This is a genomic window from Virgibacillus byunsanensis (genome assembly GCF_042675965.1).
Classification (GTDB): domain Bacteria; phylum Bacillota; class Bacilli; order Bacillales; family Amphibacillaceae; genus Virgibacillus_R; species Virgibacillus_R byunsanensis.
In genome coordinates this window covers 1-16,071 of the sequence record NZ_JBHTKJ010000013.1, presented here as the reverse complement: position 1 = coordinate 16,071, position 16,071 = coordinate 1, and the positions used below count along the sequence as shown (strand labels likewise).

The window sequence follows — 16,071 nt, the reverse complement described above, 5'->3', positions numbered from 1 at the left end:
ATGGCCGGGAAACCGGCTATTAACATGATTAAACGTATTATGATAAAATAACTATGTTACGAAGAACTAGGAGGTATTTATATGACACAAGGTGAAAAAATTATTGTAGAAAATGGAAAGATGAATGTACCTGATAATCCGATTATTCCATTTATTGAAGGAGATGGAACTGGACCGGATATTTGGGCATCTGCACGAAGAGTGATTGAAGCAGCAGTTGAAAAAGCTTACAATGGTACAAAGAAAATTGAATGGACAGAAGTGTTAGCAGGACAAAAGGCGTTTGACAAAACTGGTGAATGGTTACCAAGTGAAACCCTCGATACAATCAATGAATATAAAATTGCTATTAAAGGACCTTTGACAACACCAATTGGTGGAGGGATTCGTTCATTAAACGTAGCACTTCGTCAAGAATTAGACCTATACACATGCCTGCGTCCCGTTCGTTATTTCGAAGGTGTGCCATCACCAGTAAAGCGTCCAGAAGATGTTGACATGGTAATTTTCCGTGAAAACACAGAAGATATTTATGCAGGGATTGAATGGCAAAAAGGTTCTGCAGAAGTTAAAAAAGTAATTGACTTCTTGAAAAGTGAAATGGAAGTTAGTAATATCCGTTTCCCTGAAACTTCTGGTATTGGTGTGAAACCAGTATCTGAGGAAGGTACAAAACGTCTTGTTCGTTCAAGTATTGAATACGCAATTAATGAAGGACGAAAAAGTGTTACTTTAGTACATAAAGGTAACATAATGAAATTCACTGAAGGTGCATTCAAAGCATGGGGGTATGAAGTAGCGGAAGAAGAATTCGGCGATAAAGTATTCACATGGGCTGAGTATGACCGTATTGTTGAAAAAGACGGTAAAGATGTAGCTAACAAAGCACAAGATGAAGCTGTAGCAGCAGGTAAAATCTTAGTGAAAGATTCTATTGCTGATATCTTCTTACAACAAATCTTAACGCGCCCAAATGAATTTGATGTTGTTGCAACCATGAACCTTAACGGTGATTATATTTCTGATGCTTTAGCAGCACAAGTTGGTGGAATTGGTATCGCACCTGGAGCAAACATTAATTTCCAATCTGGTCACGCAATTTTTGAAGCAACACATGGTACTGCACCTAAATATGCTGGACTGGATAAAGTAAACCCATCTTCCATTATTTTGTCAGCAGTATTAATGCTTGAGCATTTAGAGTGGAGAGAAGCAGCAGACCTAATCACTAAATCTATGGATAAAACAATTGCTTCAAAAGTAGTAACATATGATTTTGCTCGTCTAATGGACGGTGCAACAGAAGTCAAAACTTCTGAATTCGGTGACGAATTAATTAAAAATATGGATTAATATTGATGGAGGGGGATTCACATGGCTATAAAACGTCATAAAATTTCTGTGATTGGTTCAGGATTTACTGGAGCAACAACCGCATTAATGATTGCCCAAAAAGAACTTGGTGACGTCGTATTAGTAGATATACCTAATATGGAAGATCCTACAAAAGGAAAGGCACTAGACATGCTTGAAGCAAGCCCGGTTCAGGGATTTGATGCCAACATAACAGGTACTTCTAATTATGAAGACACAAAAGACTCAGACCTTGTTATTATTACAGCAGGTATTGCTCGTAAACCAGGTATGAGCCGTGACGATTTAGTAAATACAAATGCTAAAATTATGAAGTCTGTTGCACAGGAAATCGTAAAGTATTCGCCTGAAACATATATTGTGGTTCTAACAAACCCAGTTGATGCAATGACGTATACTGTATTTAAAGAATCAGGTTTCCCTAAGGAACGTGTTATTGGACAATCTGGTGTACTAGATTCAGCTCGTTTCCGTACATTTGTAGCACAAGAGCTAAACTTGTCGGTTAAAGATATTACCGGTTTTGTTCTAGGTGGACACGGTGATGACATGGTTCCATTAATTCGGTATTCATACGCAGGTGGAATTCCGTTAGATAAATTAATTTCAAAAGATCGTTTAGACTCAATTGTTGAACGTACACGTAAAGGTGGCGGTGAGATTGTAGGACTACTAGGTAATGGTAGTGCATACTATGCTCCAGCTGCTTCTTTAACAGTAATGACTGAAGCAATATTAAAAGATCAACGTCGTGTACTTCCGACTATTGCTTACTTAGAAGGTGAATATGGATATTCTGATATTTATCTTGGGGTACCAACCGTTATAGGCGGTAACGGTATTGAAGAAATTATTGAGTTAGATCTAACAGAACAGGAAAAAGCTGAGTTAGACAAATCAGCTGATTCAGTTAAAAATGTACTTGATGTTTTAAAATAGTATAGTATTATAAAGGCTTCTTTTTACAACAATGTTGTAAAAAGAAGTTTTTTTGTTTTATATTTATAGAAGTAAAGGCTTTTTTTTGATATAATGGTAAACGCTTACATATTTGGAGGTGGGTAAATATGATTGGTAAAAAAAGAAAGCTTGGTAAGAAAATAAATGACTTACAAGTAGGAGAATCTTATACTGCTTCACATATTATTGAAGATAAAGATCTACTACTATATTTAGGATTAACAAATGATGCTAACCCATTATATATTCAACATGATTATGCATCACAGACGCCGTATAAACAACCGATTGTACCATCTGTTATGTTATTTGGAATGGTTTCTTCTATTGTCTCGATGCACTTACCGGGACCAGGGAGTCATATTACTCAACATGAAATGGCATTTCCAAACCCTGTTTATCATAACTCAGAAGTGAAGTTCACATTAGAGATCATTGCTATTGACCATGAAAATCACCAGGTTACTTTATCTGTAATTGGTTTTGATGTTAATGGAGATGAAGTAGTACGTGGAAAGTTACATGTCTGTCCAGCTTATGAACCAGAGTCAATTACAGCTCAATCACTTGAAAACTTTTTTTAAATTATATGAAATGATTAAGATACTATCACACAAACTATAAAGTGATAGTATTTTTTTTCTTTTTTGTAAATTTTTCTTTACGTTTTCGGAATCTTGTTCACTTTAGTGCTACTTCGTTGTAAGATGAAAGTAAGCTACATTTGAGTTGTAAGGATATAGAAATGGGGTTTTCAAGGTGAAGGGTAAAATTCTCATAGTCGATGATGAAGTATCAATTGTTAAATTGTTAACATTTAATTTAAAGCAAGCTGGATATCAAATTGAGGTTGCATATGATGGTGAACAAGCAGTAGATAAAGCAGAAAGAAATAATTATGATATGATTATTTTGGACTTAATGCTTCCTAAGATGGATGGTATGGAAGTATGTAAACACCTAAGACAAAATCGAAATGATACACCTATTTTAATGCTAACAGCCAAAGATGAGGAATTTGATAAAGTGTTAGGATTAGAGCTAGGGGCTGATGACTATTTAACTAAGCCATTTAGTCCCAAGGAAGTAGTCGCAAGAGTAAAAGCAATTCTAAGGCGAATACAAAAAGGAACAGATACAAACAATTTAAACACGATTGAAATTGGTGATTTGGTCATATATCCAGAACGTTATGAAGCTGAAATGAATAATACCTTAATAACGTTTACTAGAAAGGAATTCGAACTTTTACACTATCTTGCAATGAACAAGGGGAGAATTATTTCACGGGATCAACTACTCAGTGGAGTCTGGGATTATGATTTTGTTGGCGATACTCGTATTGTCGATGTACATGTAAGCCATTTAAGAGACAAAATTGAACCAGATACAAAGCAACCGTTTTATATTAAAACTATCCGAGGGCTCGGCTATAAATTGGAGGATCCAACCTAATGAAAGTGTTATTTACTAGACCGTTATTTCCGTATGTTATAGGCATATTTACGGTCGTACTATTTACAGGATTAGTATTAAATCAAATGGTAGACAATTTTATTGTACTTATTTCCGTATTGTTAACGGAATATATTATATTATTATTATTTTTAGTTCATATTTTTGATCGCTATATTAAACCGATAACAAAAGCAACAAAAACAATTGGTGAAATCGTGAAAGGAAATTATCGTGCTCGAATTCATCATCCTTCAAATGGGAGTGTGGGTGACTTAAACAGCAGTATAAATAAGTTAGCACGTAATTTGAGTGAACTTACCATAAATGAGCAACTGCAAGCAAAACAATTATCAACAGTAATTGATAATACTGAAAGTGGATTAGTGCTTATTGATGAGAAGGGCTACATTCATCTTGTAAACCGAAAGTTCATATCTATGTTCGGGAATACATCAAAGGATTATCATGGATTTTTATATTATGATGTGTTAGATAATGAAATCATCCATCAAACAGTACAGAAAACGTTTTTATACGAAAAGAATGTTAAGGAATCGTTTACACATTTGAGAGGTATAGAAAATTATCACTTTGAAATTGTTGGAGCGCCTATTTTTAACGAACGGAATATGTTAAAAGGTGCTGTGTTAGTTTTATATGATATTACAGAACTGAAAAGGCTAGAATTAATGCGAAAAGACTTTGTAGCAAATGTCTCTCATGAGCTTAAAACACCGATTACATCAATTAAAGGGTTTGCTGAAACATTACTAGATGAATCCATGAAGGACGTGGAAACGAGAAGAGAATTTCTTGGAATAATATATGATGAGAGCAATCGATTGCAGCTTTTAATTGAAGACTTATTAACTTTGTCAAAATTGGAAAGAGATGATTTTCAACTTACCTTAACAGAAGTAAACATTCAGAAATTACTAGAAGAAATTACACCAGTGATCAATCACAAGGCAAAGCAGAAAAAAATCACATTTACTGTTGATGTAGCTAAAAACATGTTTCTTATGGCTGATAAAGAAAGAGTGAAACAAGTATTTATTAATCTTTTGGATAATGCGATTAGCTATACACCAGAAAAAGGTGATGTTGTTGTTAGGATTAATTCTGAAGGTGAGTATATCCATATCCAAGTTAAAGACACAGGTATTGGAATTGAACAAGAGGCGATACCAAGAATTTTTGAGCGATTTTACCGAATAGACAAAGCGCGAAGCAGAAATACTGGGGGTACCGGTTTAGGCCTATCAATTGCTAAGCATATTGTAGAAGTTCATGATGGTAATATTTCAATAGAAAGTGAACTAAATAAAGGCACAACGATTCATGTATATTTACCAACAAAACACCCTCTTTAATAGAGGGTGTTTTGTTATACTTAGGATAAGAAGTAAAGGCATCCTAAGTTTTGTTGCTTTTTATTCGTCGCAGTTGATGTAAACTGCGACATAACTTGATGTGACGGTTAACCTACCGCTACGGAAATACACTTCGCTTTCCGTGGGCGGCTGATGAGCCTCCTCGAGCTAACGCTCTGCGGGGTCTCAACTAGGAGGCTGTCCGACGAAGTGAAATTGCCGAATATTTATTCAAAATATGGTGGATTATACATTAATAATTCAGTGTGAATGCATATATATTCACAGAAATTATTCCATCGGACAGCCTCCTAGGCCTCTGCTCCCACAGGATAAGGAAAGCTATATAGCTAGACATCGCACGCAAAAAATCGGGTTTGTATTTTCAAGGAGTCTACGTGTATTTCCTCCACTGTTATTTCTGTTACTGTCGTGGGACTGTATTAGTATTAATAGAACCCCTTACCAGTCAGGGTGAGCGGAGGGCGGTGACTCCTGCGGGAACAGCACGTGTCTGAAGACACCGAAGCGGTGGTTTTCCGCTTCGGAGGCTGAAGCCGTGCCCGCGGAAAGCATCCGCCCGTAGCGATCCCAGACGGCGGCAATAGCACAACTTATGGAAATCAACCAAGCGTTACGTCGCAGTTTATATCTATTGTGTGACAAAAACAATCTATTTAAAATCAATGAAGGAGTGGTCGTTATGGATGGTTTAGGTATAATTATTGTTATCTCAATAATCTACTTACCAATTGTTTATAATTTACAAAAACGAATTCGTCATTTAGAAGATCAAGTAAGTAAATTGAAAAAGCGTATATAATTTTTTCAATTACCCAAGTACAATGATAAAATATATGTAATGAATATTGCAGTTGATTGGAGGAGTAACATATGTCAAATAAGCTTGTCTTGATTGATGGAAATAGTATTATATACCGTGCTTTTTTTGCACTTCCTTTATTAAATAATGAAAAAGGTGTTTATACTAACGCGGTTTACGGGTTTACAACCATGCTTTTGCGTATTTTAGAGGAAGAACAACCAACACATATGTTAGTTGCCTTTGATGCAGGGAAAACAACTTTTCGTCATGAAACATATAAAGAATATAAAGGTGGACGCCAGAAAACACCTCCTGAATTATCAGAACAATTTCCAATACTTAAGGAAGTACTTGATGCATTCCATATCCCTCACTACCAGTTAGACCAATTTGAAGCAGATGATATTATTGGAACATTTGCTAATAAAGGAAAAAGTTCTGGTTTTGATGTTACAGTAATATCTGGAGATAAAGATTTACTACAACTTGTGTCTGATAGTGTCACCGTTAACCTTACGAAAAAAGGCATAAGTGATGTAGAGAAGTATACACCCGACTTTATGAAGGAGAAAATGGAATTATCACCAGATCAAATTATTGATTTAAAAGCCTTGATGGGTGATAGTTCCGATAATATTCCTGGTGTTCCTGGAGTTGGTCAAAAAACAGCTACGAAATTACTGAAACAATATGAGACGTTGGAAGAAGTTTATCAACATGTGGATGATGTTAGTGGAAAAAAACTGAAGGAAAATCTTATCACTAATAAAGATGATGCTTTTATGAGTAAAGAATTAGTTACCATAAATTGTGATTCACCAATAACAATAACAATTGATGATCTAATGTATGAAGGATATGAACAGAATAAAGTAAGTACCATATTTAAGGATCTCGGCTTTCAATCACTATTAACGAAGCTTGAAGGAGAAACAATAGATGGAGAGACTAATGAAGTAGAGTTAAAAGAAATAAACTTCTCCATTTTAAAAGAAGTTACCTCAGATATATTTACAGGTAATGAAGCACTAGTAATTGAGATGATAGGTGATAATTATCATACAGCTACAATTGAAGGATTCGGTTTAGTTAATGAAAAGGATGCATATTACATACCTACAAAAGTAGCTCTGCAATCGAAGACTTTTAAAGAGTGGGCAGAAGATGGTAACAAAACAAAGAGCGTTTTCGACGCAAAGAAAACGTTGGTAGCATTATTGAAGCATAATATTCATATAAAAGGAATTACATTTGATATGCTTCTATCTTCTTATTTGCTAAATCCGTCAGAAAACCATCATGATATTCCTGCAATTGCCAACAGAATGGGCAAGACTGATGTACTGTTTGACGAGGAAGTATATGGAAAAGGTGCTAAAATCAAAGTTCCAGAAGAATCGATATTAGCTGAGCATGTAGTACGTAAAACAAATACGCTGTTTTCATTGAAAGATGAAACAGAAAATGAGTTAAAAAATAATGAACAATATGAATTATGTAAAGAATTGGAAATGCCTCTTGCGCTAATCTTAGGTGAGATGGAGCATACAGGTGTACAAGTGAATACGGACCGTCTAAAGGAAATGAGAGAAGACCTGAAACATCGCCTAAATGAACTTGAAAAAGAGGTGTATGAATTAGCGGGAGAAACGTTTAATCTTAATTCACCTAAGCAATTAGGGCCTATATTGTTTGAAAAGCTCGAATTACCTGTTTTTAAAAAGACTAAAACTGGTTACTCAACCGCAGCTGATGTTTTAGAACAATTGCAGAATGAACATGAGATTATACCGAAACTTCTCTTGTACAGACAGTTAGGAAAGCTGCAATCCACGTATATCGAAGGACTGCTAAAAGTAGTTAATAACGATACGAACAAAATACACACACGTTTTAACCAAGCATTAACACAAACTGGAAGATTAAGTTCCATCGAACCTAACTTGCAAAATATCCCAATTCGATTAGAGGAAGGCCGTAAAATCAGACAAGCTTTTGTACCTGTGAAAAAGGATTGGATTATGTTTGCTTCTGATTACTCACAGATCGAATTACGCGTATTAGCACACATAGCTAACGATGAAAAGTTAGTCGCTGCATTTAAGGAAAACTCAGATATTCATACTCAAACAGCAATGGATGTGTTTCATGTTACTAAGGAAGAAATAACAGCGAATATGCGTCGTCAAGCTAAAGCAGTTAACTTTGGAATAGTGTACGGAATTAGTGATTATGGACTTTCACAAAATCTTGGAATAACAAGAAAAGAAGCTAAAAAGTTTATTGAACGCTATTTTGAAAGTTACCCAGGTGTGAAAACGTACATGGAAGAGATTGTACAAGAGGCAAAACATAAAGGGTATGTCAGCACATTAATGAAACGTAGAAGATATTTGCCAGATATAACCAACAGAAATTTTAATCTGCGAAGTTTTGCAGAACGTACAGCAATGAACACTCCAATTCAAGGAAGTGCAGCTGATATTATAAAAAAAGCAATGATTGATTTGCATGGAAAATTAAAAGAAGAAAATCTAGAAGCTCGGATGTTATTACAGGTGCATGATGAATTAATCATTGAAGCACCACCAGAAGAGTTGGAGAGCTTAAAAAAAATAGTACCTGATGTTATGGAAAACACTGTGGAATTAAACGTACCGTTAAAGGTTGATTATGCATATGGCGAAAGCTGGTTTGATGCAAAATAAGGAGATATAAAACATGCCAGAACTACCAGAAGTAGAAACGGTAAGAAAAACACTAAAACAATTTGTTATAAATAAAAAAATAGAACAAGTTTCCGTATATTGGCCAAACATTATCAAAGAGCCAGATGATAGTGAGCAATTTAAATTCCTGATAGCTGGCCAAACGATCCAGGATATTACAAGAAAAGGAAAATTCCTAGTTTTCCAATTAGATGACTATGTCCTTATTTCTCATTTACGTATGGAAGGAAAGTATAGTGTTCATCAATCAATTGAACCTATTAAGAAACATACACATGTCATTTTTACATTCGAAGGTGGGGAAGAACTTCGGTACAATGATGTTCGTAAGTTTGGTACGATGCACATTTATCCTAAAGGTGAAGAATTAATTCGAAAACCGTTAAACCAATTAGGACCAGATCCATTTGATGAGCTATTCACCTTTGATTACTTTTTTGAAAAGCTAAAGAAAACCGAACGAAGTATAAAAGCTGTTCTATTGGACCAAAGTATCGTAGCAGGATTAGGTAATATTTACGTTGATGAAACGTTATTTAGGGCTAATGTACACCCATTAAAACAGTCAAGTAAATTAACGAAAAAAGAAGTGAAGGCAATACAGAAACAGGCAATCTTAACGTTAGATGAGGCTCTCAGGCAAGGTGGTACTACAATTCGTTCTTATGTAAATTCTCAGGGTGAAATGGGAATGTTTCAGCAGGAACTATTTGTTTATGGACAAGAAAATAAAGCATGTAAGCAGTGTGGTAAACCGATTGTTAAAATGAAAGTTGGAGGTCGCGGTACCCATGTATGTACGACCTGCCAAAAAAAATAATGGGGGGATAATTCATGGCATTAATTTTAGGTTTAACTGGGAGTATAGCAACTGGTAAGAGTACTGTATCGTTAATGTTTGATGACTTTAATATACCAGTAGTGGATGCGGATAAAGTTGCGAGAGAAGTTGTGTGTCCAGGTGAAAAAGCCTATGATCAAATAATACAGACATTTGGAGATACTGTGCTTCGAGAAGACAAAACGATTGATCGCCCCAAGTTAGGTGAGATTGTTTTTGCTGATGAATCAAAACGTATGCAATTAAATGAAATTGTGCATCCGTCAGTAAGAGAAAAAATGTTGCAACATAAAAATGAATTTGTGGATAGAGGAGCACAATGTGTTGTACTTGATATCCCTTTATTATTTGAGAGTAAGTTAACTCATTTTGTTGATAAAACAATTGTTGTTGCTGTTGAAAAAAAAGTACAGCTTCAACGTTTAATGGAACGTGATCAGTATAATGAGGAAGAGGCAAAACAGCGTATACATTCACAGATGTCAATTGATGAAAAAGTCGAACTAGCAGATGCGGTTATCGATAACAATGGTACAAAATCACAGTCATATGAACAACTGGAATCTTTGTTACATAAATGGAATGTATTATAAGAAGTAACAAAGCTTAGAAATTCTACTAATTTCTAAGCTTTTTTTGATAAAATTGGGGCACATTTTTACGTTTAATATGTTATACTAATCATAATAATTAACTTAAAAAGTATAACATATATAGGAGGACTACAAATGAATAAAACTCGATTAGCAATTAATGGTTTTGGCCGAATTGGAAGGATGGTATTCCGTCAGGCTATTACAGACAATCAATTAGAGGTTGTAGCAATAAATGCAAGCTATCCTCCAGAAACACTTGCCCACCTAATAAAATATGATAGTGTACATGGTATTTTTAATGGAGAAGTGAAAGCACTTAATGATTACATTGAAGTTAATGGCAAAAAAGTATTACTTGTCCATTCACGTGATCCTCAACAGCTTCCATGGAAAGAGAATGATATTGATGTTGTTATAGAAGCAACAGGTAAATTTAAAACTAAAGAAGATGCAGGTTTGCATTTGGTAGCAGGAGCAAAGAAAGTTGTAATTACCGCACCAGGTAAAGAGATAGATAAAACAATTGTAATGGGTGTAAATCATATGGATTATAACCCAGGTGAAGATGATGTTATCTCAAATGCGTCATGTACAACAAACTGTTTAGCACCTATCGTGAAAGTCTTAGATGATTACTTCTCCATCGTTAATGGATTGATGACAACTGTCCATGCTTTTACAAATGATCAGAAAAACTTAGATAATCCACATAAAGATTTACGTCGTGCAAGGGGTTGCACGCAATCAATAATTCCTACATCAACCGGAGCAGCAAAGGCATTGGGAGAGGTGTTACCTCACTTACATGGTAAATTACACGGTATGGCCTTACGTGTACCGACACCTAATGTGTCATTAGTGGATTTAGTAGTAGATGTAACAGAAGAAGTTACAATCAATCAAGTCAATGATGCATTTAGGCAGGAAGCTCAAAATGATCTCAAAGGTATTGTGAAATATACTGATGAACCTCTTGTATCGATTGATTACACTTCAACAGATTATTCTGCAATTATAGATGGCTTATCTACTATGGTAATGGGTGACAATAAAATTAAAATTATAGCATGGTATGATAATGAATGGGGTTATTCAAGCAGGGTTGTAGATTTAGCAAAATATGTGGGAAGCTATCTACATCAAGAACAAGTAAAAATATCTTAAAGGATAGTGAATGTAATTATAAAATGGTATTGCAATAGTATCCAAAACAGTTTATAATTTTGTCTGAACTTCTATAGCAAATTAGTAGCTGCTTAAAGGGTTAGGATCTCTTTGGACTAACTTTCCCCCGTGGCAGTATGAGTAACATGGATAGAAGTATATTAGTCATATTAGGGGGAATACGTTATGGATACAATGGGAAGACACGTAATTGCAGAGCTATGGGATTGTAATATAAATAAACTAAATGATATGGGTTTAATCGAAAGGATTTTTGTTGATGCAGCACTAAAAGCTGGAGCAGAAATTCGAGAAGTTGCTTTTCATAAATTTGCACCACATGGTGTTAGTGGTGTCGTAATTATTTCAGAGTCACATCTAACCATTCACAGTTTTCCAGAGCACGGTTATGCTAGCATTGATGTTTACACATGTGGTGATATAATTGACCCGAATGTAGCAGCGACTTATATTGCAAAAATGCTAGAAGCTAAAACATATGAGAAGGTAGAAGTGCCACGTGGTATGGGGCCTGTGAAAGTAAAAGAATTTCAAAATGCATTATAAATAATGGCTGCTTTCGTAAAGTTTGTTGCTTTTGAGAGAATAGATATATAATGCGACGTAACGCTTGGTTGATTTCTATAAGTTGTGCTATTGTCGCCGTTCGGGATCGCTCCGGGAGGATGCTTTCCGCGGGCACGGTCTCAGCCTCCTCGAGAAAACCACTCTGCGGGGTCTTCGAACACGTGCTGTTCCCGCAGGAGTCACCTCCCTTCGCTCACCCTGACTGGTAAAGCTGCATTATAAGTTTTTTCTCGCTACGCTGCTATTAATTATCAGATAGCACTATATTAGCAGCCGGAATAGACGAAGACTCCTTGAAAGTACAGACCAATTTTCTGCGTGCGATGTAATACTGCCGTAGCTTTCCTTGTTCTGCGGGAGGATAGGCATAGGTGAGATTCTAAAAATGCGTCAGCATGAAGAAGCTCACCAGCCACCCTAAGATGCGCGAAGTGTATTTCCAGAGCGAATAATAGCACCCACCATTAGCTCAAGTTACGACGCATCATATATCAACTATGAGGTGAAAATGCAACAATGCGTGCGAAAACAGCCTAAATAATAAACAAGGATTGACCAATTCAGCTAACAATTGGTCAATCCTCTTTTATTTTATAAGGTTGTCCGATAAACATGTAGCGTGATTACGAATTATCTCAATTCAGTTAGTCGATTTCAAGAAAACATGTTAAAATAGTAGAAAGTTAACATACGTTTATAATTTATTTATTAGATTACACATAGAGATTGGCTACTGAATAGGTGAGGTGCAGAGAATGTCTTTTCGTCAAAAACTGACCAAATACTTAGATAATCATGCTGAAACAAGGGAAAATCACCAGGATTCATCGCTACAAACAAGATATTATAAAACAACAAAAGATAAAGGCTTAAAAATGCTGGAAAATTACTTTCGAAATTCCCCAGATTATAAATTAAATGCTGTATCAAGTGAACGTGGTGAAATAAGTGTGATTACAAATAAGGGGAGAAAGGCTTTTATAGTTGTGACCGTTATTATGGTTAGGCCATTTTTTACAGCTATAGATTTCTCAGTTACTACCGAAACAGTACTACCTATTGACTTTGGTTTTAGTACAAAGGTCATTCACCAACTTTACGATCAAGTTAATAAGGAACTCATTCAAATTGATGATATCAGAATGGGTAGTTAAATGATTGGGGCTAAAATGATATGCGATGTTCAAATTGCCAAAATAAAAGTACAAAGGTATTAGACTCAAGACCAATTGAAGAAGGACGTTCTATCAGAAGAAGAAGAGAGTGCGAGCGGTGTGGTTTTCGGTTTACCACATTTGAACGGATTGAAGAAGTACCATTGATTGTTGTGAAGAAAGATGGTGCTAGACAGGAATACAGTAGAGAAAAGTTAATTAGAGGATTAATCAAGGCATGTGAGAAGCGTCCTGTGCCACTTGAAAAAATTGAAACACTTGCTCTTGAAGTTGAGAAAGAATTACGTAGTACAGGTGTTTCAGAGATTGAAAGTAACGAAATAGGTGAAATGGTAATGGACAGGCTATCAAAAGTGGATGAAGTCGCATATGTCCGTTTTGCATCAGTCTATCGTCAGTTTAAGGATATAAGTGTATTTTTAGATGAATTAAAAGATCTCATTAAAACAGATAAAAAAGAGGACTCCTGATGATTTTTCACACTTACATTCAGGAGATATGTATTAGGTTATTTTTGTCTAAAGGGGAAGGGTTAGAACAATGAATGTTATCGGGAAAATTTTACCTATTGACGGGTATCGTGTTTTGCTTAAAGGGAGCTTGCCAGTAGATTATGCAAAATCTTTAACCCATCTTTATCAACCGTTAATTGGTATTCAACCAATTTCTCTATATCAAACCCTATTACACGATATAGATTTGCAAGATTCTTCGGTTCAAACACATCATATTTTGATGAATTACTTAAATATCCCACTAGACGAACTCTATCGTGCTAGATTAAAACTTGAAGGCATTGGTTTACTGAAATCATATAAAAATAAAGATGATGAACACACTATTTATACCTATGAACTACAATGTCCTTTCGCACCAGCAGAATTCTTTAAAGATGCTATGCTTACTCAGCTTCTTTATCATCATTTAGGAAATGACAAACACAACGTATTAAAAAATGCTTTTGTAAAACGAAAGACATATAATAATGAGAATAATATTACAGCTTCCTTCCATGACGTATTTCAAACCTTCCAACCATATATGGATAACATGAATATGGATGAAGATGCTCACCAGGTGGAGTCAAGTGCTGAAATAGAAACAATTGATTTTTCATGGTTGGAGCAAATGTTAAAGCAACGTATGATTCCTGTTAATAAAGTATTGACCTCTCATAATAAAAAAATGATATCACAAATGATGATTCTATATGATTTAGCATCCTACGAAATAGAAAAGTCCTTATTATGGGCATTATCTGATGAGAATTATTTAAATAACAATGAATTTAAAGATGCCTGTCATGACGTATTTAAATCTAAACATAACAAACCAAACATTAAATTAATAGAAAAAAACGAGAATACCATTAAGAGAACAGTTGATTATAAACCAACTACTAAAGAAGAACAGCTTATACACGAATTAGAAACGATCTCACCAAAGCAATTGTTAGAAGATTTATCTAGTGGGAATCAAGCATCTGCACAAGACATGAAAATTATTCGTGAGGTAATGACTACACAAGGCCTACCTTCTCCAGTAATGAATGTACTCATTCATTATGTATTATTGCAGTCTAATATGAAATTATCACGCGCATACTTAGAGAAAATAGCAAGTCACTGGTCACGAGCAAATTTGCAAACTGCTAGAGAAGCTATGGCGTTTGCTAAAAAAGAAAAAGACAGATATCGTAAAGATGCATCCCCAAAAACAACATATAAGAAGAATAGCTCAAAAGAAATAGTACCAGATTGGTTTAAAGAACGTAAAAATAAAAAACAAAAATCATCATCTCAGCAAAAAGATTCCAATTTAGAACAGGAGAAAGAAGAGTTAGAAACGCTTTTACGAAAGCATTCAAGTATTAACAAAAATAATCATTTACAAGGATGATTTCGATGAAACCAGTCCAATCAGAGTTGAAGAAGTGGATGCAGGAGAATGAAAATTTCCAAGAAAATTATACAAGAATTAAAAAAGAAGTTTTACATGATCCTGAAATTAAAGAGTTTATATCACTTCACCCAAATTTAACTCAACGAGAAATTGATAAAAATTTAATTAGGTTATATGAATATAAAACACAATCAAAACAGTGTGATAAGTGTTCTTGCTTCGAAAAGTGTGTGAATATGTTACAGGGGTATTCGCCTATTTTGCATGTTGATCATAATGAAATTCATTTATCATATGAAAAGTGTCATAGTAGAACCGATTATGAAAAGCAAAAGAAGCAGCAAAAGTTAATTCAAAGTTTATATATGCCAAAAGAAATATTGAACGCATCAATTGGAGATATTGAAAATGATGAAACTAGATTCAAGGCCATACGTGAGTTAATTACCTTTATAGAGGAATCTAAATCCGGCATTCCATCAAAGGGACTTTATTTCTATGGACCATTTGGTGTAGGGAAAACGTATTTTCTCGGTGCGCTTGCTAATAAATTAAAAGAGTTTAATATATCATCTATGCTTATATATATGCCAGAGTTCGTTCGTGAGATAAAAAATTCATTACAAGATAACTCCATTAATGAAAAGATAGATTACTTTAAAAATGCTGATATATTAATGCTGGATGATATAGGTGCCGAAACACAATCTGCATGGTTTCGTGATGAAATACTAGGATCCATTTTACAATATCGTATGATGGAGCAACTGCCTGTTTTCTTTACTTCCAATTATAGTTTGGAACAATTAGAGAGTCATCTGGCAAAGTCAAATCGTGGAGATGTAGAAATAGTTAAGGCGGGTCGAATTATTGAACGAATTAAACAAGTGAGTAAAGAAGTTTCATTGTCTGGCGAGAACCGAAGAGAAGAATAAACTACTGAAAACATGAAAATTAATTACTTTCATGTTTTTTTTAGTAGATAAGAAAGTATAAAACTTTCTTATCTACATAAGTACAACTAAGGCTTCCGGAGCGACCGAGCATAGGTCGTGTAATTTAGCAGGTGCGAATCCTGCTTGACA

Annotated in this window: 15 protein-coding genes; all 15 read left to right on the top strand. The window is 34.9% G+C overall.

Annotated features, from left to right (window positions below):
- Positions 1-81: 81 nt before the first annotated feature.
- The 15 genes from icd (at position 82) to dnaI (ending at position 15,921) form a co-directional block, all read left to right on the top strand.
- A complete protein-coding gene (gene icd / locus ACFQ3N_RS06710; protein ID WP_390360772.1) occupies positions 82-1,353 on the top strand; it encodes an NADP-dependent isocitrate dehydrogenase in 1,272 nt (423 codons plus the stop codon).
- A 21-nt stretch (positions 1,354-1,374) separates the two neighbouring features.
- Positions 1,375-2,313: a malate dehydrogenase gene (gene mdh / locus ACFQ3N_RS06705; RefSeq protein WP_390360770.1), complete on the top strand. Its 939-nt coding sequence runs from the start codon at positions 1,375-1,377 to the stop codon at positions 2,311-2,313.
- A gap of 128 nt (positions 2,314-2,441) precedes the next feature.
- On the top strand, positions 2,442-2,918 hold the full coding sequence (locus ACFQ3N_RS06700; RefSeq protein ID WP_390360768.1) for a MaoC/PaaZ C-terminal domain-containing protein: 477 nt from the start codon (positions 2,442-2,444) through the stop codon (positions 2,916-2,918).
- A 175-nt stretch (positions 2,919-3,093) separates the two neighbouring features.
- Positions 3,094-3,789, top strand: coding sequence for a response regulator transcription factor (locus ACFQ3N_RS06695; RefSeq protein WP_390360766.1), 696 nt, complete (start codon positions 3,094-3,096; stop codon positions 3,787-3,789).
- Positions 3,789-5,165 (top strand): two-component system histidine kinase PnpS, encoded by a 1,377-nt coding sequence (pnpS, locus tag ACFQ3N_RS06690; RefSeq protein ID WP_390360765.1) that lies wholly within the window; start codon positions 3,789-3,791, stop codon positions 5,163-5,165. Before ACFQ3N_RS06695 ends, pnpS begins: the two co-directional genes overlap by 1 nt.
- Positions 5,166-5,781: 616 nt before the next feature.
- The gene (locus ACFQ3N_RS06685; RefSeq protein ID WP_390360763.1) at positions 5,782-5,988 is read left to right on the top strand and encodes a hypothetical protein; all 207 of its coding nucleotides are present in this window, start codon (positions 5,782-5,784) and stop codon (positions 5,986-5,988) included.
- Positions 5,989-6,059: 71 nt separating this feature from the next.
- The gene (gene polA / locus ACFQ3N_RS06680; RefSeq protein WP_390360761.1) at positions 6,060-8,699 is read left to right on the top strand and encodes a DNA polymerase I; all 2,640 of its coding nucleotides are present in this window, start codon (positions 6,060-6,062) and stop codon (positions 8,697-8,699) included.
- A gap of 13 nt (positions 8,700-8,712) precedes the next feature.
- Positions 8,713-9,540 carry a DNA-formamidopyrimidine glycosylase gene (mutM, locus tag ACFQ3N_RS06675; RefSeq protein WP_390360759.1) on the top strand — a complete coding sequence of 276 codons (828 nt, stop codon included), beginning with the start codon at positions 8,713-8,715 and terminating at the stop codon, positions 9,538-9,540.
- 14 nt (positions 9,541-9,554) lie between these two features.
- Positions 9,555-10,154, top strand: coding sequence for a dephospho-CoA kinase (gene coaE, locus ACFQ3N_RS06670; RefSeq protein WP_390360757.1), 600 nt, complete (start codon positions 9,555-9,557; stop codon positions 10,152-10,154).
- Between the two features lie 135 nt (positions 10,155-10,289).
- Positions 10,290-11,321: a glyceraldehyde-3-phosphate dehydrogenase gene (locus ACFQ3N_RS06665; protein WP_390360755.1), complete on the top strand. Its 1,032-nt coding sequence runs from the start codon at positions 10,290-10,292 to the stop codon at positions 11,319-11,321.
- A gap of 186 nt (positions 11,322-11,507) precedes the next feature.
- Positions 11,508-11,888: an adenosylmethionine decarboxylase gene (gene speD / locus ACFQ3N_RS06660; protein ID WP_390360754.1), complete on the top strand. Its 381-nt coding sequence runs from the start codon at positions 11,508-11,510 to the stop codon at positions 11,886-11,888.
- A gap of 776 nt (positions 11,889-12,664) precedes the next feature.
- A complete protein-coding gene (locus ACFQ3N_RS06655; RefSeq protein ID WP_390360752.1) occupies positions 12,665-13,063 on the top strand; it encodes a cytosolic protein in 399 nt (132 codons plus the stop codon).
- 20 nt (positions 13,064-13,083) lie between these two features.
- Entirely contained in the window at positions 13,084-13,554 is a 471-nt protein-coding gene (nrdR, locus tag ACFQ3N_RS06650) for a transcriptional regulator NrdR (protein ID WP_390360750.1), read from the top strand.
- A 70-nt stretch (positions 13,555-13,624) separates the two neighbouring features.
- Positions 13,625-14,983, top strand: a complete 1,359-nt coding sequence (locus ACFQ3N_RS06645; protein ID WP_390360748.1) for a replication initiation and membrane attachment family protein — start codon at positions 13,625-13,627, stop codon at positions 14,981-14,983.
- Positions 14,984-14,988: 5 nt separating this feature from the next.
- Positions 14,989-15,921 (top strand): primosomal protein DnaI, encoded by a 933-nt coding sequence (dnaI, locus tag ACFQ3N_RS06640; protein ID WP_390360746.1) that lies wholly within the window; start codon positions 14,989-14,991, stop codon positions 15,919-15,921.
- Positions 15,922-16,071: the final 150 nt, after the last annotated feature.